The following is a 22707-nucleotide window of genomic DNA, read 5'->3' on the forward strand; positions in this document are numbered from 1 at the left end:
CACGAAGGACACGCGAAGATGATCCAGTTCGGCACCAACCCGATTGCCTGGGCCAATGACGACGACCAGACCCTGGGCGCCCATATCCCAACCGCGCAGATCCTGGCGGAAGCGGCAGAGATCGGCTTTGACGGCATCGAGAACGGCCACCGCTGGCCGGATGATCCGCAAGCGCTGAAAGAACTTCTGGGCAGCCATGGGCTCGCCTTCATCTCCGGCTGGCATTCGCTGAACCTGCTGACCCGTTCGATGGACGAAGAAAAGGCCGCTATCCAGCCGCATCTGGACAAGCTCAAGCACAACGGCTGCAAGGTCTGCATCGTCTGCGAAACCTCCAACTCAGTGCAGGGGCTGGACGTGCCGGTCAATGATGCGCCGGTGCTGAGCAGTGATGAAATGGCGTCCTTTGGCGACAGGGTGGAGGAGCTTGCGCAATACTGCGCGGGTCAGGGCATCGCGCTGGTCTATCACCACCACATGGGCACCGTGGTTGAAACGCCGCAAGAGATCGATGCCTTCATGGCGGCCAGCGGCCCCGCCACCCGGCTACTTTTCGATGCTGGACACGCCTATTTCGGCAGCAACGGCTCCGATCCGGCAGCAATCCTGCGCAAATACGCCAACCGGGTCAGCCATTTCCACGCCAAAAACGTCCGCCCCCAGGTGATGGCTGAGGTGCGCAGATCCGGCCTGTCGTTCATGGACGGCGTGCGGGCAGGCGTCTTCACGGTGCCGGGCGACCCGGAAGGCGGCGTAGACTTTGCGCCGCTGCTGCAGATCCTGAAAGACAGCGGCTACCAGGGCTGGATCGTCATCGAGGCCGAGCAGGACCCCGATGTCCGCAACCCCTTCGAATACCAGAGCCTTGGCCTGAAGACCCTGAAAACCCTGGCACAGGAGTTGGAACTGGCATGAGCACACTGCTGCGCAAACCCTTCGGCACCCACGGCAAGGTGCATGAGATCACACCCGCCTCGGCCGGCTGGCGTTATGTCGGCTTTTCCCTCTACCGCCTGCGCCCCGGCGAAACCGCGGAAGAAGCCACCGGCGGCCGCGAGGTGATCCTGGTGATGGTCGAGGGCAAAGCCGCCCTCACCGCTGCCGGGCAGGACTGGGGCATCTTGGGCGAGCGGATGAGCGTCTTTGAAAAGACCCCGCCGCATTGCCTCTATGTCCCCAATGGCGAGACCTGGCAGGCCACCGCAGAAACCGACTGCACCATCGCGGTCTGCTCCGCCCCGGGTAAATCCGGCCACCAGGCCCGCCGCATCGGCCCGGACGGCATTACTCTCACCAAACGCGGCAAGGGGGTGAACACCCGCTATATCAACAACATCGCGATGGAGAACGAGGATTATTGCGACAGCCTCTTGGTGACCGAGGTCTTCACGCCCAATGGCCACTGGTCCTCTTACCCCAGTCACCGCCACGACGAAGACGACTTCCCGCGTATCACCTATCTGGAAGAGACCTATTACCACCGCCTGAACCCGGCCGGCGGCTTTGGTCTCCAGCGGGTCTATACCGATGACGGCGAGCTGGACGAGACCATGGCGGTGAAAGACGGCGACGTGGTGCTGGTGCCGCGCGGCCACCACCCCTGCGGCGCGCCCTACGGGTTCGAGATGTATTACCTCAACGTCATGGCCGGTCCGCGCCGCAACTGGCGTTTCGTTCCGGCCCCCGAGGTCGAATGGATCATGGAGCGGGACGCTTAGGACCGCCCAAAGGAACCGAGAAACGCCGCCAAGTACCGTTGCGCTAAGGGCTGCAGAGACCCGCGGGGTGGCGCAGCCCGGCCAGCAGCCGGGCAGGTGGCTTTTGATATGCCTGGCGAAACTCCGGAGAAAACAAAATGACACACACCTTCCAGCTGGCCGCCTGCGCCGAGATGCTGTGGCAGGACCGTCCCATCGACTGGCGCGCCGCCCGCCTCCGGGAAATGGGCTTTGGCGTCGGCCTGTGGAACTGGCCGGACCACGATCTGGCCGCGCTGGAGAAAACCGGCGCCGATTTCACCATCATGAACGGCTACCTGGCCGGCCGCCTGGCCGATGACGAGGGCGCCGAGGAACTGCTGCAGTCAGCCCGGGAAACCGCGCAAGTAGGCAAGCGGCTTGGCGTGGACCGGCTGAACCTGCATGGCACTGGCCTCGGCAACGGCGGCCTGCCCGTCACCCCATGCGAAACCGTCACCGGCACCATGTGGCTGAAGGCCCGCGACACCCTCGCGCGCATCGCTGACATGGCGGAAGAGGAAGGCGTCACTTTCACCCTGGAAAACCTCAACCTGCCCGTGGATCACCCCGGCGTGCCCTTCGCCCGCGCCGAAGACACGCTGGCGCTGGTTTCGGCCGTGGACCACCCGCGCCTGCGCCTGAACCTCGACCTCTACCACGCCCAGATCGGCGAGGGGAACCTGATCGAACTGTGCCGCGCCTGCCTGCCCTGGATCGGCGAAATCCAGGTGGCCGACGTGCCCGGCCGCTGCGAACCGGGCACCGGCGAGATCAACTATCCCGGCATTGCCCGGGCGCTGAAAGACATGGGCTACCGCGGGCCGGTCGGCATTGAAGCCTTTGCCGCAGCAGACCCGGAAGCGGCGCTGGACGCCTTCCGCACCGCCTTTACGGTCTAACCTTGTAACACCCGGCGCCATCCAGAAAACAGGCGCCGGGCCGCCACAGACGCATCAATTCGCTTCCAGCACCGCATTCAGGAACTGCTGGGTACGCTCCCGCTGCGGGTTCTCGAACAGTTCCGACGGGGCCGCCTGCTCCTCGATCGCGCCGTTGAAGAAGAAACACACCCGGTCCGAGATGTCCTTGGCAAAGCCCATCTGGTGGGTGACCATCAGCATCGTCAGGCTATGGGCATCGACCAGCTTGCGGATCACATTGGTCACCTCGCCGATCACTTCCGGATCCAGCGCCGAGGTCACCTCGTCAAACAGCATCACCTTGGGCCGCATCGCCAGCGCCCGGGCAATCGCCACCCGCTGCTGCTGGCCGCCCGACAGCCGCGACGGGTACTGGTCGCGCTTGTCGGCCATCCCCACCATGTCGAGCAGCTCCAGCGACCGCGCCTCCGCCTTCTTGCGCGGCATGCCCAGCACCTGCACCGGACCTTCGATGCAATTCTGCAAGGCGGTCATATGCGGAAACAGGTTGAAGTGCTGGAAACACATGCCGATCTTCGAGCGGATGCGGCGGATATGGGCGGGGCTCGCGGGCACCAGAACGCCGTTCTTCTCCATATGGGTCAGCGGCTCGCCATCCACATAGATCACACCGCCGTTGATCGTTTCCAGCGTCATCAGCATCCGCAGCACCGTGGTCTTGCCGGAGCCGGAGGGCCCGATGATCGTCACCATCTCGCCCATGTCGATGTCGAGATTGAGGTTATCCAGAACCGTCAGCGCGCCATAGCTTTTGCGCACGTTCTGAAACCGCACCATCGGAATGTTGTCCCCCTCCAGTTGCAGGGGGTATTGGCTCATATCTTCGGTCATCACTTACATTCCCATCTTGCGGCGCACCCATTGCTCAAATCGGGTGATAAAAAACGCGGTTGGCAGTGAGATGGCGAGGAACAGGATCCCGACCATCGTATAGGGTTCCAGGTAGCGGTAGCTTTGCGCGCCCACGGCATTGGCAGTGTGCATCAGCTCGGCCACCCCGATCACCGACAGCATCGGTGTGTCCTTGAAGATGCCGACCAGGTAATTGCCCATTCCGGAAATCGCCGGCGGCAGGGCCTGCGGGATGATCAGCCGCCGGTAGGTCTGGACCGTCGACATGTTGATCGCGGTTGCCGCCTCCCACTGGCCTTTTGGCACACTCTCGATGCCACCGCGGTAGACTTCGGACAGATAGGCGCCGTAATGCAGCCCGATCGCGATCAGGCCCGAGGTCCAGGGCGACAGGTTTATCCCGAACTGCGGACCCACATAGAAGACAAAGAACACCTGCAGCAGCAGCGGGGTCGAGCGGATGAACTCGACCAGCTCGCGCACCACCACAGTCAGCGGGCGGAACGGCGTCCGCTGCGCCAGAACCAGCACCAGCCCCAGCACCACCGCAATTGCATAGCCGCCGCCCGCGGCCATCAGGGTCTTGCCGGTGGCATCCAGGAACCGCGGCAGCAGCTCCCATGTCCATTCCCAACGCCATTGCATCGCTCAGGCCCTCCCAATCTTGAATGCCATCTTGCGTTCAAACGAGCGCATGAAGGGGGTGACGCAGAACCGCGCGAAAACGTAGTAGAGGATCAGCGCGGTGCCGAAGGTCTGCACCGAGAGGAAGGTCGAGATATTGATCTGGCGCGCCTGGAACATCAGGTCGGTGACCGAAATCAGCGCCACCAGCGCAGTGCCTTTCAGGATCTCGATCACCAGATTGCCCCAGGGCGGCAGCATGATCACAAAGGCCTGCGGCAGGATGATCCGCCGCATCCGTTGCGCCGGTGTCATGTTGATCGCCTTGGCGGCCTCCCACTGGCCTTTCGGCACAGCCAGGATGGCGCCGCGGACCAGCTCGGCCCCGTAGGCGCCCATGTTCAGGCCAACGGCGATGAAACCGGCGGTGAACTTGTCCATGGTGATCCCGAACAAGGGCAGCACAAAGAAGATCCAGAACAGCTGCACCAAGAGCGAGGTGCCGCGGAAGATCTCGACATAGACGGTGGCAAAACCCTTGACCGCGCGGTTCGGCGACAGCCGCATCAGGCCGAAGGCCAGCGCGATGCCAACCGATACCACGGTGGCCAGGACAAATTGCACAAGCGTGATCAGCGCGCCGTCTAGCATACGGGGACCATGCGCTTGCAGGAATTCAAGATAAGACAAGAGGGGCGCTCTCCGGTTCTGTCCCGGTGCGGGGCGTTAAAGGGCCAGCGCCCGCCCGGAAGGCCGGGCGCTGGTGTCTTGATGCAAAAGAAAGGCCAGGGTCAGCGGTTGGTGCAGGCCCATTCCATCGAGGCATCTTCGGCCGGCACGTTCGACGGCAGATAATCCCACTGCTCCACCGCGGCCAGCATCTTGTCAGACCCCAGGTAACCGGGCATCGCGGCGTTGAAATCGGCACGGAACTGGTCATCCTCGGGGTGGAAGCCCACCGCAACCCAGTTGAAGGTCCACTTCGGCAGCGCATTGGTGTCAGTGGCCGAGATGCCCTCGGTCTTGTCCGCCAGATCATAGGCTTCCACCGCCGTCATCGCGCCGATCTCAGCCCGGCCGGCCTTCACTGCTGCCAGCACTTCGGTGGTGCCCGGCAGCTGCATGATCTTGCTTTCCGGGATGCCGACCTTCAGCGCCTCCTCGACATTCACATATCCCGCCACCGCGGCCATGGTGACGCCCGCGTTCTTGATGTCCTCATAGGTCTGCAGATTGCCCGGATTGCCGTCCGGCACGATGAACGCATTGCCGAACTGGCCGATCGGCTCGGAAAAGTCGATGTTGGCGCAGCGCGAGCCCAGGATGTACATACCGCCGGTGATGACATCGACCCGGCCCGCCATCAGGCTGGGGATCAGCCCGGCCCAGTCGGTGACCACCGGTTCGATCTCGGTGTGGCCCATCTTCTCCAGCAGATCCAGGGTGATCTGGTTGACGAACCCCAGCGGCTCGCCGTTCTCGCCCGGATGCGCCCAGGGCGCCGCCGCAGCAAAGCCCAGCCGGATCGGTTCACCGGCGGCAATGCGGTCTTCCAGCGGCCCGGCGATGGCCGAACTGGATGCAAGCGCAAGAATGGCCGCAACGGCACCGCCCAGAATCTTGGTTTTCATAATGACTTTCCTCCTTGTTGCAGAACGTGCTCCGCCATCCGGCCAGACGCGTCTGACGGTGGAAAAGCGGGTTTCCCCTGCGCTTTTCGCGTCTGTTCGGGGATCGGGCGGCGGGTCTTTCGCAAAAGCCTGGCGCCCGGGGCAATCACACGGCCGGGTCTGTCCCGCCGCTGATGCAATGCGGATTAGTAAGGGGCGTCTATCCCTCCCATTTCGACATAAACCGATTTGATCTGGCTGTAGTGGTCCAGCGCCGCGCGCGAATTCTCGCGCCCTACTCCGGATTTTTTGACGCCGCCAAATGGCATCTCCACCGGCATCACGTTGTGGGTGTTGATCCAGCAGGTGCCCGCCTGGATGCGGTCGATCACCCGGTGCGCCCGCTGCAGATCGCGGGTGAAAACGCTGGCGGCGAGTCCAAATCCGGTATCATTGGCACGCCGGATCACCTCGTCTTCGTCTTCGAATTCCAGGATCGACATCACCGGGCCGAAAATCTCTTCGCGGGCGATGCGCATATCGTCACTGACACCGGTAAAAACCGTCGGCTGCACAAAGCTGCCGTCTTCGAAACCCTCAACTTCGGCCCGTTCGCCGCCGTAAAGCAGCCGCGCGCCCTCCTGCTGGCCCAGCTGCATATAGCCCAGAACCTTGTCCATATGCGCGGCGGAAATCAGCGGCCCCATCTGGGTTTCCGGGTCCAGCGGGTCGCCCAGCCGGATCGCACGCACCCGCTCGATCAGCCGGGCTTCGAATTCCGCACGCATATCCCGATGCACAAACACCCGGGTGCCGTTGGAGCAAATCTGCCCAGTGGAATAGAAATTCCCCAGGATCGCGCCGCTGACCGCGGTTTCGATATCCGCATCCTCGAACACGATCAGCGGCGACTTGCCGCCCAGCTCCATGGTGACATGCTTGATGTCTTCCCCCGCCGCCGCCATCACCCGGGCGCCGGTCGGCACCGAGCCGGTCAGCGAGATCTTCTCGATATCCGGATGCGCCACCAGGGCGGAACCAACATCTCCATAGCCCTGCACCACATTGTAAAGCCCCTTGGGCAGCCCGGCCTCGACCAGGATCTCGGCAACCTGCAGCGCGCACAGCGGCGTCACCTCGGAGGGTTTGAACACCACCGCGTTGCCGCAGGCCAGCGCCGCGGCGCCTTTGTAGCAGGCGATCTGCGTCGGATAGTTCCAGGCGCCGATCCCCAGGCACACTCCCAGCGCCACCCGCTTGGTGTAAACAAAACTCTCTCCCAGCGGAATGCACTCGCCATTGATGCTGCTGGCCAGGCCACCATAGAATTCAAAGGCTTCCGCGCCTGAAAGCGCATCGGCGACGATGGTCTCCTGATAGGGCTTGCCGGTGTCGAGCGTCTCCAGCACTGACAGATCATGATTGCGTTCGCGCATGATATCCGCCGCGCGCCGCAGGATCCGGCCGCGCTCGGCAGGCACGGTCCGTTCCCATTCCCCTTGCGCCCGCCTAGCACTCGCCACTGCGCGCTCGATCACCGCAGGCGTCGCCGAATGCAGCCGCGCGATGACCTCTCCGGTCGCCGGGTAAATACAGTCAATCACCCGGCCGTCCGTGTCCTCCACATAAGCGCCGTCAATGTAATGCGAGGCCTGCGGCTGGGCGCGCGCTTTAACATCCGAACCCAACGGAACCTGCGCCGCAGCGCCGGCTGAAAGCATGGCTTGTCCGTCGGGTTTGACTTGCATAGACGCTCCCCTCCTTGGCGGAGAAAGGCAGGCGCGAAAGCACGCCTGATTCGTGGCTGGTCACTAAAAAGGTTACGGCCAGAATAACGTTTTACGCAACACAAATATCGGAACCAGTATTTTTTACTCCCCAAGCTTCACTTTTCATACGAATTTCGCAGAAATGTGATCTCGCGCCGCCAAAACCCGAAATCTCCCCCTGCAAGCGCTAGCCCCAGTTGCTCTTCAGCAGGAACTGATTCTTGAAGTTCTTGAGACCGGTCATCACGTCGCAAGCGCCGATGTCCGGGCTGTTGTGGACATGCGCGCTCAGCAGGCTCAAAAAGCTGGCGCGGTCCTCGCTGACGATCTCGATCAGCAGGTCATAGGCGCCGCTGACCCAGACCACATAAACCACCTCATCCAGCACCGACAGCCGCGCTGCAACGTCCTCAGGCCGGTGCCCGGGCGCGATTTTCAGCCCCACCATCGCCTCGGTCCGGTATTCGGACACGCCGGGATCGGTAATCGCCACAATCCGCAAACTGCCGCTCGACTTCAGCGCCCCGACCCGGTTGCGCACGGTGCCTTCCGACACCCCCAGCCGCTGCGCGATTTCGGAATAGGCCATCCGCCCGTCGCGCTGCAGCAGGTCGATGATTTCCCGGTTCAGCCGGTCGTCCAGCAAAGACGCGCTGCCGCCGCGCACCGGCGCCTCGGTGCCGGCGCCGCGATTGCCAGGGGTTCCGCCGGAATGTCCGCTTTGATCTGCCATAATGCCTCCAATACTTCGAATATCGAAAGTGATAGATGGTTTTCGCAGATTTTGGGAGCTAATTTTTCGTTGACGTATCGCTTTTCGCAATCAACCTTCGAAATACATCAGATTCACAGTCAGCAGCCTGTCCGCCAGACAGTCACCAAGCAAGGAGGCAGCACCCGATGACCACCGCGACCGAACGCCCGCAAGTCAAAACCTTTGCCGGCAACTTCCAAGGCTACGCGCAATCCCAAGGCCCCGGTATCGACGAGGAGATCTCCCGCGTCGGCCCCGGAACGCCCGCAGGCGAATACCTGCGCCGTTTCTGGCACCCGGTACATCTCACCCAGGATCTGGGCGAGCTGCCCAAGGCAATTACCATCCTCGGCGAGGAGCTGGTGCTGTTCCGCTATGGCGAGAACCGCGATCAGATCGGGCTGGTGCACAAATACTGCCCGCACCGCCGTGCCTCGCTGGAATACGGCAAATGCGAAACCACCGGCATCCGCTGCTGCTACCACGGCTGGCTGTTTGCCCCCGACGGCGAGATCCTCGAGGCGCCGGCCGAGGACTCCACCGCCCGCGCCGTGGCGATGGTCAAGGAGCGCACCCGCCTCGGCGCCTATCCGGTGATCGAATACCGCGGCCTGATCTTTGCCTACATGGGCCCGCAGGACAAACAGCCGGAGTTCCCGATCTACGACGCGTTTGAGCATGAGGGCATGACCAGCGCCCCCTACCAGGCGCCTTACACTTGCAACTGGATCCAGGTGCAGGACGCGATTATGGATCCGACCCACACCACTTTCCTGCACAGCCAGAACAGCCACCCGCAGTTCTCCGAAGGGATGATGGCCAGCGGCCAGCTGAAGTTCTACGAGCGCCACGAGAACCACTTCCTCGGCTCCTCCACCCGCCGCATCGGCGACAACGCCTGGGTGCGCCTGAACGAGCTGATCCTGCCGAACTTCACCCAGGCCGGTTCTGCCTATGCCGCCGACGGCACCGAGCAGCGCTACTTCGGCCGCTCCTGCTTCACCCGCTGGGTGGTGCCGGTCGATGATGAAAACACCATCGTCTACGCCTGGGCCAACTTCGGCGACCGCTGGGATCCGCATGAATACAACACCAAGGAAGGCCACGAGATGATCGAACAGGGGGAGGTCCTGGACCGCACCCCGGAAGAGAAACAGCGCTACCCTGCCGATTCCGAGGCGGTCGAAGGCATGGGCCCGATCTCCACCCACAAAGCAGAGAACCTGATGCCCACCGACCGCGGCATCTCGCTCTACCGCCGCCGGGTGCGCAAGGCGATCCGTGATCTCGCCAACGACGGCATCGAACCGCCCCAGCCGAAACGCTTCTACGGCCATTCGGTGCGCACCTACGGCCAGGACACGGTGCTGACCCTGCCGCCGGTGGAAGGCCGCGACGACGGCGAATACCTGATGGCGATCGGCGAAGCGGTGATGGACATGCAGTTCGAGCACGAGGACTGGTGCGACGACAACCGCGACGCCGCCATCATCGAGCGCCTCAAAGGCATCGAGGCCAATGGCATCGGCTGAGGCCTGCGCGTCCTGCCCGAATGCCGGGCAGGGCGGCTGCTCTCAATCCGCGCTAATATTCAAGGAAACGCAAATCATGGCTGTGAAAGTACACGTCAAGAACAACCGCTGGGCCGAAGGCTCCTTCCCCAACACTCCCGAAGGCGAAGAGGTCTTCACCATCACCCGCGACCGCTTCGAAAGCGCCCTGGCGCAATTCCCGGACATGCAGGGCAAGCTGGTCCCCTTCATCGACTGGGACACCGACAACTGGGACAGCTCCATGGCCGAGGCCGAGGTGCTGCTGACCTGGAACCTGCCGACCGAGGATCTGGCCAAGAAAGCGCCCAATCTGAAATGGATCCACTGCATCGGCGCCGGGGTCGAGCATATGCTGCCGATGGACTGGCTGCCGGAGCACGTGACGCTCACCAACAACAAGGGGGTGCATGCGGCCAAAGCGGGTGAGTTCGGACTGATGGCGGTGCTGATGCTGCACTCCCACATGCCCGCAATTGTCACCAACCAGAAACACGCGGTTTATGACTCGCTTTACTGCTCGCCGATTGCCGGCAAGACGCTGGTGGTGCTCGGCACCGGCTCCCTCGGCGGCTCCGGCGCGCAGATGGTGAAGCCTCTCGGCGTCAACGTGATCGGCGTCAATCGCTCGGGCCGCGATGCCGAAGGCTGCGACCGCTGCGTCACCACCGAACAGCTGGACGAGGTGCTGCCGCTGGCCGATTATCTGCTGATCGCCACCCCCGACACACCCGAAACCCGCGGGCTGATGGACCGGCGCAGGCTTGATCTGATGAAACCCACCGCCGGCATCATCAACATCGGCCGCGAAGCGGTGATGGACTACGATGCACTCTGCGACAAGCTGGAGGACGGCTCCCTGGGCGGCGCAATCCTGGATGTCTTCGACCCCGAGCCCATCGCCCCGGAATCGCGCTTGTGGAACACGAAAAACCTGATCGTGACACCGCATGTCTCGGCCGATGACGGCGACGCCTATATCCCGCTGACCCTGGGACTGTTCTTCCGCAACATGGAGCTGTTCCTGGCGGGCAAGCCGCTCTTGAACCCCATCGACCCAAAACTCGGCTACTGAGGAGACAGCCATGAATATCGGATTTATCGGCCTCGGCGTCATGGGCACGCCGATGGCGGGCCACCTGGCGGATGCCGGCCACAGCATCTTCACCTGTCTGAACCGCTCCCCCCTTCCCCAGGACCTGGCCGACAAAGGCGTCGAAGTGGTGGCCAGCCCCGCCGAGGTCGCTGCGCGCTGCGACACTGTCATCGTCATGGTCCCCGACACCCCCGACGTGGAACGGGTGATCACCGGCGAAGGCGGCGTGCTGGAGAATGTCCGCGAAGGCTCGCTGGTGATCGACATGTCCTCGATCAGCCCGATCGCCACGCAGGATCTGGCCGCAGCGGTGAACGCCAAGGGCGGGCTTTACGTCGATGCGCCAGTCTCCGGCGGCGAGGTTGGCGCCAAGGCGGCAACCCTCACCATCATGTGCGGCGGCCCGCAGGCCGCCTTTGACCGTGCTGAGCCGCTGTTCGATCTGATGGGCAAGAACATCACCCTGATCGGCGAGGCCAATGGCGCAGGCCAGACCTGCAAGATCGCCAACCAGATCATCGTGGCGCTGAACATCGAGGCAGTGGGCGAGGCGCTGGTCTTTGCCTCCAAAGCAGGCTGCGACCCGGCCAAGGTGCGCGAGGCGCTGATGGGCGGCTTTGCCTCCTCCAAGATCCTCGAGGTGCATGGAGAGCGGATGATCAACCGGAAAATGGACCCGGGCTTCCGCATCAACCTGCACCAGAAGGACCTGAACCTCGCCCTGCAAAGCGCCCGCGCTCTTGGCGTCAGCCTGCCCAACACTGCCACCGCGCAAGAGCTGTTCAATTCCTGCTCTGCCAATGGCGGCGGCGAGGACGACCACTCCGGAATGGTCAAAGCGCTGGAGCGCCTGGCCAACCACCAAGTGGCCGGTTAACAGCCGTATTTCCACGGTGCCGCCCTGCTCCCAGCAGGGCGGCGTCCGGGATCATCCGGTCCCGCGCCCTTCGAATTTCGCCAGCAGCCAGGCCAGGAACCGCTCTGCGTGCGGGTTCTCCGGGTGGTTCTGCACCGCAAAATAGCGGTCCCGCCCCGGCACTTGGATGCCGAACGGCGCACACAGCTCGCCCCTGCCGATCATCCGCTCCGCCAGGGTTCCGTGCCCCATCGACACCCCCTGCCCTTCGCGCGCCAGGTTCAGCGACAGCACATAGGTGCTGAAATACTGCCGCTCCGACAGCTGCACCCCCTTCAGCCCGGCCTGCTGCAGCCAGTAATCCCAGGCATCGCCGATCCCGGTCAGATCCAGGATCCGCTCCCCCGCCAGATCCTCCGGCGCAGCCAGCCGTTCCGCCACCTCCGGCGCGCAGACCGGGAACAGCGCTTCCTGCCCTAAGCTGAAGCTGCGCTCGCCGAAGCTCGCCTCCCGGCCATAATGGATCTCCACATCCGCATTGCTCTCCAGGAAATCCTGCTCCCACAGCGCCGTCGACACTGTCATCTCGACACCCGGGTTGGCCGCCATGAATTCCCCCAGATGCGGCGTCAGCCAAAAGGTGGCAAAGGCGTAGTTGCACTTGATGTGCAAATTCCGCGCCGTGGAGTACCCCAGGAAGCTGCGGGTGCCTTGCTCCAAAGTGCTGAACGCCCGCACCACGGTCGGCAGATAATTCCGCCCCGCTTCGGTCAGCTGCAGCCCGCGGTGGCCGCGCAGAAACAGCGGCTGGTTCAGATGCTGCTCCAGCAAACGCACCTGCTTGCTGACCGCGGATTGCGTTATCAACAATTCCTCTGCGGCATCCGTAAAGCTGAGATGACGGGCAGAAACTGCAAAAGCGCGTAGCCAATGCAGCGGAGGTGTGACAAACCTTCTATCATTTTCAGACATTTAACAGCCTCAAAATAGGTATTCCATTTCGTCGCAGCTTGGCACGGAATTGGTCGTTTGAAAACAGATACCGAAACTGCGCCTTATCGGAATCAGCAACAAAGACGCCGGCAAACGGCCCAGCACCCCGACAAGGAGACCAAGGTTTGAAGATCGCTTTCACCGATTTTGTTCAGCCAGACCTCGATCTGGAAACCGCGCTCATCGATGAGGCCGGTTTCGAGATGGTTGTCGCTGATCCCCACTGCACCACCGAGGATGAGGTGATCGCGCTGGTGAAATCCAGCGGCGCCGACGCCATCGTGTCGCTCTACGCCCCGATCACCGAAAAGGTGTTTGCCGCCCTGCCCAACCTTCGCATCGTTTCGGTGCCGCTGGTCGGCGTCGATGCCATCGACACCGAAGCCGCCGCCCGCCACGGCGTCTGGATCGCCCATATCCCCGACGCCTGGGTCTCTGAGGTCGGCGTGCACGCCGCCGCCATGGCGCTGTCGCTGGTGCGCCACCTGCCGTTCTACGACCGCTCGGTGCGCGAACGCCGCTGGGACTACGAGGAGCCCGGCGTGCTGCACCGCACCCATGACATGACCTTCGGCCTGATGGGCTGCGGCCGCATCGGCCAGCAGGCGGCCCGCAGCGCTGCCCCCAGCTTTGGCAAGGTCATCGCCTATGACCCCTATATGCCCGCGGGCGCCTGCCCCGAATGGATTGAGCAGGTCGGCACCATCGAAGAGCTGTTCGAACGCGCCCATGTGGTGTCGCTGCACTCGCCGCTGACCGCGGAAACCAAGCACATCGTCAACGCGAACCTCTTGAACCGCATGCAGCGCGGCAGCTTTATCGTCAACGCCTCGCGCGGCGCGCTGATTGACCCTGCGGCGCTGCTGGCAGCGCTCGACAGCGGCCAGCTCGGCGGCGCGGGCCTGGATGTGTTTGAGGTCGAGCCGCCCAATCCGGACGACCCGCTTTTGCATCACCCCCACACCGTGGTGTCGCCGCACGCCGCCTACTACTCAGTCGAGGCCGACGAGGAAGGCCGCAGCCGCGCCATCAAGAACGTCCTCACCTATGCCGCCACCGGCACCCCCGATCACTATGTCGTCAAGGGAGAAAAATAGGCCATGCGCGACCTGACCACCGAAAATATGACCTGCGGCGAAGCACTGCTGCATCTGCTCAAGGCCTACGGGATCGACACCGCCTTTGGCATCCCCGGCTATCACACGGTCGAATTCTACCGGAACTTCGACAAAATGGGCATCCGACAGGTGACCCCGCGCCACGAACAGGGCTCGGCCTATGGCGCCTATGGCTATGCCGCCGCGACCGGCAAGCCCGGCGTCTGCTTCCTGGTCACTGGCGCCGGCGTCACCAATGGCACAACCGCAATTGGAGAGGCATATTCCAACTCGATCCCGATGCTGGTTTTCACCACCATGAACAACATGCATGAGCTGGGCATGAACGGCGGCCGCATGCATGAGTTGCGGTCGCAAGAGGATATCCTCGGCCAGGTCTCAGCCTTCACCCACACACTGCTGGATGCCAAGAACCTGCCTGAAGTGCTGGCGCGGGCCTTCACCGTGTTCAACTCGGGCCGCCCGCGCCCGGTGTCGATCCAGATCCCGCAGGACGTGCTGGCAGGCCCGGCCGGCTTTGATATCGAGGCCTGGCCCTCAGCCCCAAAACCCGGCCCCGATCCGGATGCAACGGCCAAAGTCACGGACATGCTGGCCGAGGCCAAATCGCCAATGATCGTGGTCGGCGGCGGCGCCATCCCGGCCTCTGCCGAAGTGCTGAAACTGGCCGAACGCCTCGACGCGCCGGTCGTCAACAGCTGCGCCGGCAAGGGTGTGATCCCCGAGGACCACCCGCTCTGCCTCGGCTTTGCCCAGGCCTTCGACCCGGTGCGTGACATGCTGCGGGACGCGGATGTGGTGCTGGCCGTCGGCACCGAATTTGCCGAGCCCGACCGTTATTTCACCGCCGACTACCCGATCAACGGCCAGCTGATCCGCATCGACATCGACCCCGGCCAGCTGATGCATTACTCCAAACCCGCAGCCTGCCTGCTGAGCGATAGCAAATCAGCCCTCGCCGCAATCCTGGCAGGCCTGGAGAACCGCAACGGCCCCCAGGTCACCACCGCAGGCGCCGCCCGCGTGGCCGGGGCCGCAGCGCAGTTCAACGGCGACCTCTGCAAGGAATCCCCCAAGCACAAAAAGGCTTTGGAGATCATCCACGACGTGCTGCCCGAGGACACCATCATCTCGGCCGACGCCTCGCAGATCTGCTACACCGGCCTCTACCACTACCCGATGAAGCAGCCGAACCTGTTCCACTTCCCCAACGGCTATGCCGCCATGGGCTTTGGCATGCCGGTCGCCATCGGCATGAAGGTCGGCGCGGGCGACCTCCCCGTGGCCTGCATCACCGGCGACGGCTCCTTCCAGATGACCATCGAGGAACTGGCCGCTGCGGTGGAGCAGAACCTGTCGATCCCCATCGTGGTCTGGTCCAACGGCGGCTACCAGGAAATCCGTGAATACATGGACAGCAAGGGCCTGCCCACCATCGGCTGCAACATCTACAACCCCGATTTCACCAAGATCGCCGAGGCTTTCGGCGCCCGCGGCTTCCGCCCGCAAAGCAGCGATGAGCTGCGCGCGGCCCTGGAAACTGCGCTGGCGTCCGAAGGGCCCACGATCATCGAAATCGACGAAACAGACGCCTGGCTGCAGTAGCAGCCGGGCCCCTGCCCAGCCGGGCCTTCAGGGAGGCGCTGCCATGATCACCAATGCGCAGTCATCAAACATCCATATGGACAAAAAACAGCTCAAGGCGCTGATGCGGCGCAGCGACCGGCCCGGGCTGACCTACCTGGCCGCCTGGATCGCGCTGCTGGCCATCACAGGAACGCCGGTGATACTGACCGCAGGCAGCTGGTGGTTCATCCCGGCGATCCTGGTCTACTCCGGCTGCTTTGCGGTCTCAGCCTATGCGCTCAGCCACGAATGCGCCCATGGCACCGCCTTCCGCACCCGCTGGCTGAACGAAGCTGTGTTCTGGGTGACTTCCCTCCTCTACTACGAGGAGCCTCTGCACCGCCGCTACTCCCACGCCAGCCACCACACCCACACCTGGATCGAGGGCGAAGACAATCAGATGCCCTATGCCCCGATCCCGCTGACCTTTGCGGGCTGGGTGGAGGAGATCCTCGGACTCGGCCTCTACTGGCACCAAACCAAAATGTTCGTGCTGCACTCGCTGGGGATCTTCTCAGAGAACGTCAAACGGGTGACCCCCGCCAGCGAACTGCCCCGGATGCAAAGCAATACCCAGATCTGCGTCGCCATTTACCTTGGCCTCGCCGCAATCAGCATGGCTGCCGGCTGGCTCTGGCCGCTCTATCTGATCGTCATCCCCCGGGTGCTGGGCGGCCCGGTTATGAACGCCTTCATCCTGATGCAGCATGTGGAGATGGCCGAAAACCAGCCCAACATCGTGCAATCGACCCGCTCGTTCCGCACCAATTGGTTCTTTCAGTTCCTCTATTTCAACATGAACCACCATATCGAGCATCACCTCTACCCCACGGTGCCGTTCCACGCCCTGCCGGACCTCAGCGACAAACTGGGCGACCAGCTGCCGCCACCCGACCCAGGGTTCATCAGCACCCATTGGGAAGTTCTCAAAATCACTATCCGCCGCTCTTTGGGACGGAATGACCGCTCAGCCAAAATCCGCCAAGCCTTCTCCGATGACCTGACAGGAGCACAAAATGACCAATCAGTGGCATGACGCCTGCGCAACCGATGATGTGGACGACGAAGACCTCATCACCATGAAACTCGCAGGCCAAACGGTGGCGATCTACAACACCCCCGAAGGCTTCTTTGCCACTGCCGGCATGTGCACCCACGAGGACGAGTCGCTCGACGGCGGGCTGGTGATGGACGGGGTGATCGAATGCCCGCTGCACCAGGGCCGCTTCTGCGTCCGCACCGGCAAGGCCCTCAGCGCCCCGGTGGTGGAAAACCTCAAGACGTATGAGCTGCAGGTCCGCGACGGCCGCGTCTGGGTCAAGGTTTGACACCATGCGCTATGCGGACATGACCCTGGCCCAGGCCGCCCGCACCACCCCGGTGGCGGAGCTGACCGACACGCTGGAAATGATCGACCTGGCGAAGATGCGCGCCTACCGCCTGAACCGCCTGCGCGCCGAGATGAAACGCCAGGATGTAGGCGGCTGCGTACTGACCTCGGTCTACTCCATCCGCTACGCCACCGGCATGCGCGATGCGGGCATCATGCAAAGCCACATCCCACTCAGCTACCTGTTTGTGCCTGCCGAAGGCCCCACCGTCTATTTCGACGGCGAAACCGGCAAGCAAATCGCACAAGGGCTGGAAACCATCGACGAGCTAGGCGACGAGGCGTTCCAGATCTCCTACATGTTTGCAGGCCAGCGCATGGATGAGATGATCGAGCGCTGGGTCAACCAGATCGCCGCCCTGATGCAGCGCCACGGCGGCGGCAGCACCCGGCTTGGCGTCGAAAGCCCGGTGCCGCAGGTCGCCGCGCTGTTTGCAAACAAAGGCCTGGAAGTGGTCCACGCCCACAAGGTCATCGAACCGGCCCGCGCCATCAAATCGGTCGAGGAAATCCTCTGCATGAACTACGCCATTGCGGTGGCCGAGGACGGCATGTGGCGGATGCGCGAGGCCCTGCGCCCCGGCATGACCGAAATCGAGCTCTGGTCGCACCTGTGGAAAGCCAATGTCGAAGCCGGCGGCGACTGGATCGAAGGCCGCCTGCTGGCGGCGGGCGACCGCACCAACCCCTGGCTGCAGGAGGCCTCGGGCCGGATCATCCGCCCCGGCGAGCTGGTGGCCTTTGACACCGACATGGTCGGCCCCTTCGGCTATTCGGCGGATGTCTCGCGCACCTATTTCTGCGGCTCCGGCCGCCCCACCGCCTATCAGCGCGAGCTCTACAGCCGCGCCTATGAGGAAATTCAGCATAATCTCGAACTGATGAAGCCCGGCATGTCCTTCCGCGAGGTGACCGACCGCGGCTTCAAGCAGCCGGAACAGTTCCTCGACCAGCACTATGCGGTGATGGCCCATGGCATCGGCATGTCCGACGAATGGCCCTGCATCTACTACCCGCAGGACGAAGGCCTGATCTACGACGGCGAGCTGCAGCCCGGCATGGCCATGTGCGTCGAAAGCTACGTTGGCGAGGTTGGCGGCAGCGAAGGCGTGAAGCTTGAGGAACAGGTGCTGATCACCGAAGACGGCTGCGAACTGCTGTCAAAATTCCCCTTCGAGGACAACCTCTTGGACCAGTCCCGCGCCTGACCGGCCGCTGCAACGACAGGAAAGACAATGCGCAATATCTACACATTCAACGGCACCCCGGCCCAACGGAATTTCACCGTTGCCGACCTCCGCGCCCGCAAAGGCGCCAAGGACAAACTGACCATGGTGAACCCCTCCAGCCCCGAAGAAGCGCAAGCCGCCGCCGAGGCCGGGATCGACCTGTTCACCCTGTGGGACGAGCAGGTGGAAATGGTCCGCAAGACCGCCCCCACCACCTTTGCAGGCTCCGGCATGGCGTGGGAGGGGCACGTCACCGACGACGACATCCTGCGCGCTGCCATCGGCTCAATGGAGCGCGGTGCGGATTTCTTCTACACTAACCGCAGTTATGACGCGATCGAGCTGCTTGCCAAGAACGGCATCCCGGTGCAGGCGCATATGGGGCTGATCCCGCGGCTGTCCACCTGGGTCGGCGGCCTGCGCGCCATCGGCAAAACCGCCGAAGAAGCCATGGAACTGCACCGGACCTTCAAACGGCTGGAAGATGCGGGGTGTTTTGCCGTCGAAATCGAATGCGTTGCCGAAGAGGCCCTTCTGGCGCTGAATGACAAAACCAGCATCGTCACCTGCTCGCTCGGCTCGGGCTATGCCGGCGACATCATCTTCCTGTTCCTGCACGACATCTGCGGCGAGGCGCCGAACAACCCCAAACATGCCCGCGCCTTTGGCGACGTCGGGCGGCTGCACCGGCAGATCCATCGCGAACGCGTCGAAGCCATGGGCAGGTTCCGCAAGGCTGTAGACGAAGGATCCTTCCCCGGCCCGAAGGAAACCGTGCACATGCCCCCCGAAGAGGCCGCCAAACTGCACGAAGCGCTCGACAAGCTCTGAGCCCCCCGCTGCCCCATGCCCGGGCCTCTGGCACGCCCGGACAACCCCCAGGAGCGCCCTCAGGGCGGGCAAAAGGCCCGGTGACGGCCCAACCTAGCCCGCAGGCTCCGCAGCAATCTCCGCCGCACCCCAGGCCTCCAGCGCGTCGATTACCGGCTTCAGGCTGTGCCCCTTGGCGGTCAGCGAATACTCCACATGCGGCGGCACCACGTCATGCACCTCCCGGTGCACCAGCCCTTCTTCCACCATCGCCTTCAACTGCGCCGTCAGCAACCGCTGCGAGATCCCGTTCAGGTCCCGTTTCAGCGCGTTGAACCGGCGCGGCTGCACCATCAACTCATGCAGGATCAGCAGCGTCCACTTGCCGCTGATCACACTCAGCGTGCGCCGCACCGGACAGGTCAGATGGCCCTCTGGAAATCTCGTTTTGCCGTCCTGCATCGTCATCCGCCCCCCCATCGTCAGTACCCTTTTGTGCTCTACTGGCTAAAATAGTGCGTACTGGACTGATTGTTCCTGCTGTCTATGTAGCAGCCATCGCTTCGAACAGAAAGGATGCGAAACATGAAACCCCTGACAACCCTGCTTGCCTCCGGAGCACTGATGATGACTGCAGCAACCGCCGCCCTGGCCAATGACGCGGTGCAAACCATCCGCGAATTCTATGCAGTTGCGGACGCGCGTCCGATGGATGCCAAAGCCGTGCGCAGCTATTTTGCCGATGCCTTCATTGATCACGACGGCCACCACAACGGCAGCCACGCTGATGCGGTCGCAGGCGTCTACGGCGCGCTGGCGGATGGCGCTCCGGATTCACGGCATGACTTGGCGATGGTGCTGCCATCGGGCGAGGACAAGGCCATCGTCTACTGGCGCTACAAGGGCACCAATACCAACAACCTGTTCGGCATGCCCTCCACGGATCCGGCCCGTGCCTTTGACATTGCCGGCATCGAAATCTTCACCGTCCAGGACGGCAAGATCACCGAGATGCGGCATGTGGAAGAAATCGCCAAACTGGTCGAAACACTGACCGGCGAGCAATAGGCCTTCCAAGGCAAGCCCCCTGGGATTGCACCTCAGGGGGCTAAGGTTTCAGGTCAGACCTGCTTTTCCGGCAGATGCACCACCAGCCCGTCCATCGCCTCTGTGACCTGGATCTGGCAAGTCAGGCGCGAGCGTTCCGGGTCCGGCTCCCAGGCGAAATCCAGCATGTCTTTTTCCATCTCGTCCATGCCGGGGAGCTGCGCCACCCAGGCCGCGTCCACATAGACATGGCAGGTCGAGCAGGCGCAGGCGCCGCCGCAATCCGCCTCGATGCCCGGCAAATTGTTGTCGCGCGCGCCTTCCATCACCGTCAGCCCGGTTGCGACCTGGACCTCATGCCGTGTGCCATCGTGCTCCACATAGGTGATCTGTGCCATATTCCGTTTTCCTTCTCTAACCTTCCGGTATTGCGGTCTCATCCGGGTCATTGGTGAAATAGGCGATCCGCTCGCTCAGCACCCCGGTTTCGTCAAAACGGATGCAGGCTGCGCCTTGAAAATCCGTGCCGGTCACCCGCCACCAGCACCAGGCGATTGCAGGCGCCCCGCCGCTCACCGTCAGATCCGAATACTGCAGAAATGGCGCCGGCACCTGGCCGCCGCACAGGCTGGCGCCTGCGGCCTTGAAGCTCTCGACAAAATCCGGAAGCCCGTCGCGGCGGATCCGGCCGGTGTCCGGATCGTCATAAAAGAACCCGGGCGCCGTGGCTGAAAGGCTGAGCTTACCGTCACCGGTGCGCCACCCTTCCAGATAGGTTTCAAGCTTTTCCCTGCCTTGCATTTCCTGTCTCATCCGTTGTTTGAGCCCGAACAGCACTTACCGGTGCGCGCCGAGCGGCATTTGGCCAGAGGTTTGCGGATATAGTCACCCACCCTCTTATTTGTTACTGTTTTCCAACATATGTCACAACATTTTTTGCGATTTCCGTTACAAAATACCGATCTCGTTACGAATACAGAACTTTATTGCATCACCCCTTCCCTTTAGGAGAACCCTGCGCACACCCTCCCTCTTGATCTAGTACGACATCGCACAATATAAATTCGATATCGTATCAAATGGAGTCAGCTATGACATTGCCGCGAAGAAAGATGATAGCTCTCACTGGCGGCGGCGTGGTTCTTGCCGCTGCAGCTGCGGCTGGCGGTTTCGTTGCCACCCGCAGCCCGGACACGGCGCTGGCGCCCTGGCAAACCGCCGGGCGCTATGATGATCCCCGGCTGGCGGCGCTCAGCTGGGCCATCCTCGCGCCCAACCCGCACAACCGCCAGCCCTGGATGGCGCAGCTGCGCGGCAGCGACGAACTGCTGATTTGGCGCGACGGCTCCCTGAACCTGCCGGAAACCGACCCTTTTGACCGCCAGCTTACCATTGGCATGGGCTGCTTTCTGGAAGTCTTCCGCCAGGCCGCCGCCCAGTTGGGTTTCGCTGCGAAACCTGTCCTATTTCCTGATGGCGGGGACGGCCCGGTGGCCCGCATCCGGCTTGAGCCCGGCGGACGGCCGGACCCGCTGTTCGCCCAGGTTCCGGCCCGCCGCACCAACCGCAACGCCTATGAAGACCGCCTGCCTCCATTGGATGCCCTGCGCCCCCTCGCCTCGGCGGTGATCACCGAAGCCAGCAAAGTCGCTGCCCTGCGCACGCTGACCTGGGAGGCGATGCGGATCGAGATGGCCACGCCCCGCACCCACCTGGAGAGCGTCCGAATGATGCGTTTCGGCAAGCGCGAGATCGAAGCCAGCCCGGACGGTATTGCCCTCCGGGGCCCGGTGCTCGAAGCACTGATGGCTGCCGGGCTGCTGACCCGCAAAGGCCAGGCCGATCCCGCCAGCGGTGAATACGCCCAGGCGCTCGCCATGCTGAAATCCGCCATGCTGGCCACCCCGGCCTATGCGGTGATCACCACCCGGGGCAACAGCCGCAGGGATCAGATCGAAGCCGGCCGCCGCTGGGTCCGGCTGCACCTGGCGGCAACCGGCCAAGGGCTGGCAATGCAGCCGGTCAGCCAGGCGCTGCAGGAATACCCGGAACAGGCGGATCTTTATGCCAAAGCCCGCAAGCTGCTGGCCTCCCCGGGCGAAACCGTGCAAATGCTGGGACGTGTGGGCTATGCCCCGCGTGCAGCCCCCAGCCCGCGCTGGCCTTTGGAGACCCGCCTGATTGATGCCTGACACCCCGCCTGCCCCCGTTTTCGAAGTCCTGACAGAGGTTGCCATCATCAGCCAGCTGGCCAACGCCGCTTTGGAGTCCTGCCTGCCGCAGGGGCTGATCGCTGCGCATTTTGCGGTGCTCAGCCACTTGGTCCGCACTGGCGACGGCCAGACACCGGCAGACATCGCGCGGGCGCTGCAGGTGCCCAAGACCTCCTTCTCCAACACCCTTGCCGGTCTGCAGAAACACGGCCTGGCCGAGGCGCGGCCCAATCCCAGGGACGGGCGCTCCAAAACCATTTGGATCACCGGACAGGGACGCAAGCTCCGGGAAGACACGGTTGCCGCGCTGGCTCCCGCCCTGCAGGAGCTTGCCGGCCGCACCGGCCCGGGCACGTTCCATGCGCTGCTGCCGTCATTGCGCAGCCTGCGGGCGGAAATGGACGCGATGCGCAACCCGTAGCGGGCAGCCCCGGCGTATAACCGGCGGAACGGCGAAGCTTGGTCGACCCCGCCCTCTTCCAGCCAGCAG

Annotated in this window: 25 protein-coding genes; 15 read left to right on the forward strand and 10 right to left on the reverse strand. The window is 63.2% G+C overall.

All coding sequences use genetic code 11. From position 1 onward, the window contains the following. Positions 1-18: 18 nt before the first annotated feature. The 3 genes from iolE (at position 19) to RA19_RS16905 (ending at position 2638) form a co-directional block, all read left to right on the forward strand. On the forward strand, positions 19-915 hold the full coding sequence (gene iolE, locus RA19_RS16895; RefSeq protein ID WP_039164735.1) for a myo-inosose-2 dehydratase: 897 nt from the start codon (positions 19-21) through the stop codon (positions 913-915). Then, entirely contained in the window at positions 912-1718 is an 807-nt protein-coding gene (gene iolB / locus RA19_RS16900; protein WP_039164736.1) for a 5-deoxy-glucuronate isomerase, read from the forward strand. The genes iolE and iolB overlap by 4 nt, the downstream gene beginning before the upstream one ends. Before the next feature lie 137 nt (positions 1719-1855). After that, positions 1856-2638 carry a TIM barrel protein gene (locus tag RA19_RS16905; RefSeq protein ID WP_039164738.1) on the forward strand — a complete coding sequence of 261 codons (783 nt, stop codon included), beginning with the start codon at positions 1856-1858 and terminating at the stop codon, positions 2636-2638. Between the two features lie 54 nt (positions 2639-2692). On the opposite strand, the gene ehuA is transcribed toward RA19_RS16905, so the two are convergent. From ehuA to RA19_RS16935, 6 genes are all read right to left on the reverse strand, one after another. After that, positions 2693-3511 carry an ectoine/hydroxyectoine ABC transporter ATP-binding protein EhuA gene (gene ehuA / locus RA19_RS16910; protein WP_039164740.1) on the reverse strand — a complete coding sequence of 273 codons (819 nt, stop codon included), beginning with the start codon at positions 3509-3511 and terminating at the stop codon, positions 2693-2695. A gap of 3 nt (positions 3512-3514) precedes the next feature. Then, complete coding sequence (gene ehuD / locus RA19_RS16915; RefSeq protein WP_039164742.1) at positions 3515-4177, reverse strand: ectoine/hydroxyectoine ABC transporter permease subunit EhuD; 663 nt, start codon at positions 4175-4177, stop codon at positions 3515-3517. A 3-nt stretch (positions 4178-4180) separates the two neighbouring features. Beyond that, positions 4181-4846, reverse strand: a complete 666-nt coding sequence (gene ehuC, locus RA19_RS16920) for an ectoine/hydroxyectoine ABC transporter permease subunit EhuC (RefSeq protein ID WP_039164744.1) — start codon at positions 4844-4846, stop codon at positions 4181-4183. Between the two features lie 101 nt (positions 4847-4947). Continuing rightward, positions 4948-5787 carry a transporter substrate-binding domain-containing protein gene (locus RA19_RS16925; RefSeq protein WP_039164747.1) on the reverse strand — a complete coding sequence of 280 codons (840 nt, stop codon included), beginning with the start codon at positions 5785-5787 and terminating at the stop codon, positions 4948-4950. Positions 5788-5972: 185 nt separating this feature from the next. Beyond that, positions 5973-7487, reverse strand: coding sequence for a betaine-aldehyde dehydrogenase (gene betB, locus RA19_RS16930; protein ID WP_052261879.1), 1515 nt, complete (start codon positions 7485-7487; stop codon positions 5973-5975). Positions 7488-7722: 235 nt separating this feature from the next. Beyond that, the gene (locus RA19_RS16935) at positions 7723-8268 is read right to left on the reverse strand and encodes an Lrp/AsnC family transcriptional regulator (protein ID WP_152615795.1); all 546 of its coding nucleotides are present in this window, start codon (positions 8266-8268) and stop codon (positions 7723-7725) included. Positions 8269-8435: 167 nt separating this feature from the next. Here RA19_RS16935 and RA19_RS16940 point away from each other — a divergent pair, with 167 nt between their 5' ends. The 3 genes from RA19_RS16940 (at position 8436) to RA19_RS16950 (ending at position 11812) form a co-directional block, all read left to right on the forward strand. After that, positions 8436-9821 (forward strand): aromatic ring-hydroxylating dioxygenase subunit alpha, encoded by a 1386-nt coding sequence (locus RA19_RS16940; RefSeq protein ID WP_039164749.1) that lies wholly within the window; start codon positions 8436-8438, stop codon positions 9819-9821. A 76-nt stretch (positions 9822-9897) separates the two neighbouring features. Beyond that, positions 9898-10914: a D-2-hydroxyacid dehydrogenase gene (locus RA19_RS16945; RefSeq protein WP_039164750.1), complete on the forward strand. Its 1017-nt coding sequence runs from the start codon at positions 9898-9900 to the stop codon at positions 10912-10914. A 10-nt stretch (positions 10915-10924) separates the two neighbouring features. Then, the gene (locus tag RA19_RS16950) at positions 10925-11812 is read left to right on the forward strand and encodes a 2-hydroxy-3-oxopropionate reductase (protein WP_039164751.1); all 888 of its coding nucleotides are present in this window, start codon (positions 10925-10927) and stop codon (positions 11810-11812) included. 51 nt (positions 11813-11863) lie between these two features. On the opposite strand, the gene RA19_RS16955 is transcribed toward RA19_RS16950, so the two are convergent. Further along, positions 11864-12763 (reverse strand): LysR substrate-binding domain-containing protein, encoded by a 900-nt coding sequence (locus RA19_RS16955; protein WP_082020573.1) that lies wholly within the window; start codon positions 12761-12763, stop codon positions 11864-11866. Between the two features lie 146 nt (positions 12764-12909). On the opposite strand from RA19_RS16955, the gene RA19_RS16960 reads away from it, so the two are divergent. Genes RA19_RS16960 through RA19_RS16985 form a run of 6 tightly spaced genes read left to right on the forward strand, consistent with a single transcriptional unit; the run spans position 12910 to position 18978 of the window. Then, positions 12910-13881, forward strand: a complete 972-nt coding sequence (locus RA19_RS16960) for a C-terminal binding protein (protein WP_039164753.1) — start codon at positions 12910-12912, stop codon at positions 13879-13881. A gap of 3 nt (positions 13882-13884) precedes the next feature. Further along, a complete protein-coding gene (locus tag RA19_RS16965; RefSeq protein WP_039164755.1) occupies positions 13885-15507 on the forward strand; it encodes a 5-guanidino-2-oxopentanoate decarboxylase in 1623 nt (540 codons plus the stop codon). 43 nt (positions 15508-15550) lie between these two features. Continuing rightward, positions 15551-16564: a fatty acid desaturase gene (locus RA19_RS16970; RefSeq protein WP_039164757.1), complete on the forward strand. Its 1014-nt coding sequence runs from the start codon at positions 15551-15553 to the stop codon at positions 16562-16564. Next, on the forward strand, positions 16545-16856 hold the full coding sequence (locus tag RA19_RS16975; protein ID WP_039164759.1) for a non-heme iron oxygenase ferredoxin subunit: 312 nt from the start codon (positions 16545-16547) through the stop codon (positions 16854-16856). The genes RA19_RS16970 and RA19_RS16975 overlap by 20 nt, the downstream gene beginning before the upstream one ends. 4 nt (positions 16857-16860) lie before the next feature. Beyond that, positions 16861-18126: a M24 family metallopeptidase gene (locus RA19_RS16980; protein WP_052261854.1), complete on the forward strand. Its 1266-nt coding sequence runs from the start codon at positions 16861-16863 to the stop codon at positions 18124-18126. 27 nt (positions 18127-18153) lie between these two features. After that, positions 18154-18978, forward strand: coding sequence for a 3-methyl-2-oxobutanoate hydroxymethyltransferase (locus tag RA19_RS16985; RefSeq protein ID WP_039164761.1), 825 nt, complete (start codon positions 18154-18156; stop codon positions 18976-18978). Positions 18979-19071: 93 nt separating this feature from the next. Here RA19_RS16985 and RA19_RS16990 read toward each other — a convergent pair whose 3' ends face one another. Next, the gene (locus RA19_RS16990) at positions 19072-19425 is read right to left on the reverse strand and encodes a winged helix-turn-helix transcriptional regulator (RefSeq protein WP_039164764.1); all 354 of its coding nucleotides are present in this window, start codon (positions 19423-19425) and stop codon (positions 19072-19074) included. Between the two features lie 117 nt (positions 19426-19542). Here RA19_RS16990 and RA19_RS16995 point away from each other — a divergent pair, with 117 nt between their 5' ends. Further along, a complete protein-coding gene (locus tag RA19_RS16995) occupies positions 19543-20025 on the forward strand; it encodes an ester cyclase (RefSeq protein ID WP_052261856.1) in 483 nt (160 codons plus the stop codon). Positions 20026-20078: 53 nt separating this feature from the next. Here the strand turns inward: RA19_RS16995 and RA19_RS17000 are convergent, their stop codons facing one another. After that, positions 20079-20402: a 2Fe-2S iron-sulfur cluster-binding protein gene (locus RA19_RS17000; RefSeq protein WP_039164768.1), complete on the reverse strand. Its 324-nt coding sequence runs from the start codon at positions 20400-20402 to the stop codon at positions 20079-20081. A gap of 16 nt (positions 20403-20418) precedes the next feature. After that, positions 20419-20805 (reverse strand): hypothetical protein, encoded by a 387-nt coding sequence (locus RA19_RS17005; RefSeq protein WP_039164770.1) that lies wholly within the window; start codon positions 20803-20805, stop codon positions 20419-20421. A gap of 311 nt (positions 20806-21116) precedes the next feature. Between RA19_RS17005 and RA19_RS17010 the strand changes: the two genes are divergently transcribed. Together RA19_RS17010 and RA19_RS17015 are read left to right on the forward strand one after the other, a co-directional pair. Beyond that, positions 21117-22196, forward strand: a complete 1080-nt coding sequence (locus RA19_RS17010) for an Acg family FMN-binding oxidoreductase (RefSeq protein WP_241479086.1) — start codon at positions 21117-21119, stop codon at positions 22194-22196. Further along, positions 22189-22638, forward strand: a complete 450-nt coding sequence (locus RA19_RS17015; protein WP_039164771.1) for a MarR family winged helix-turn-helix transcriptional regulator — start codon at positions 22189-22191, stop codon at positions 22636-22638. The genes RA19_RS17010 and RA19_RS17015 overlap by 8 nt, the downstream gene beginning before the upstream one ends. Positions 22639-22707: the final 69 nt, after the last annotated feature.

It is taken from the genome of Leisingera sp. ANG-M1 (assembly GCF_000813745.1).
GTDB lineage: Bacteria > Pseudomonadota > Alphaproteobacteria > Rhodobacterales > Rhodobacteraceae > Leisingera.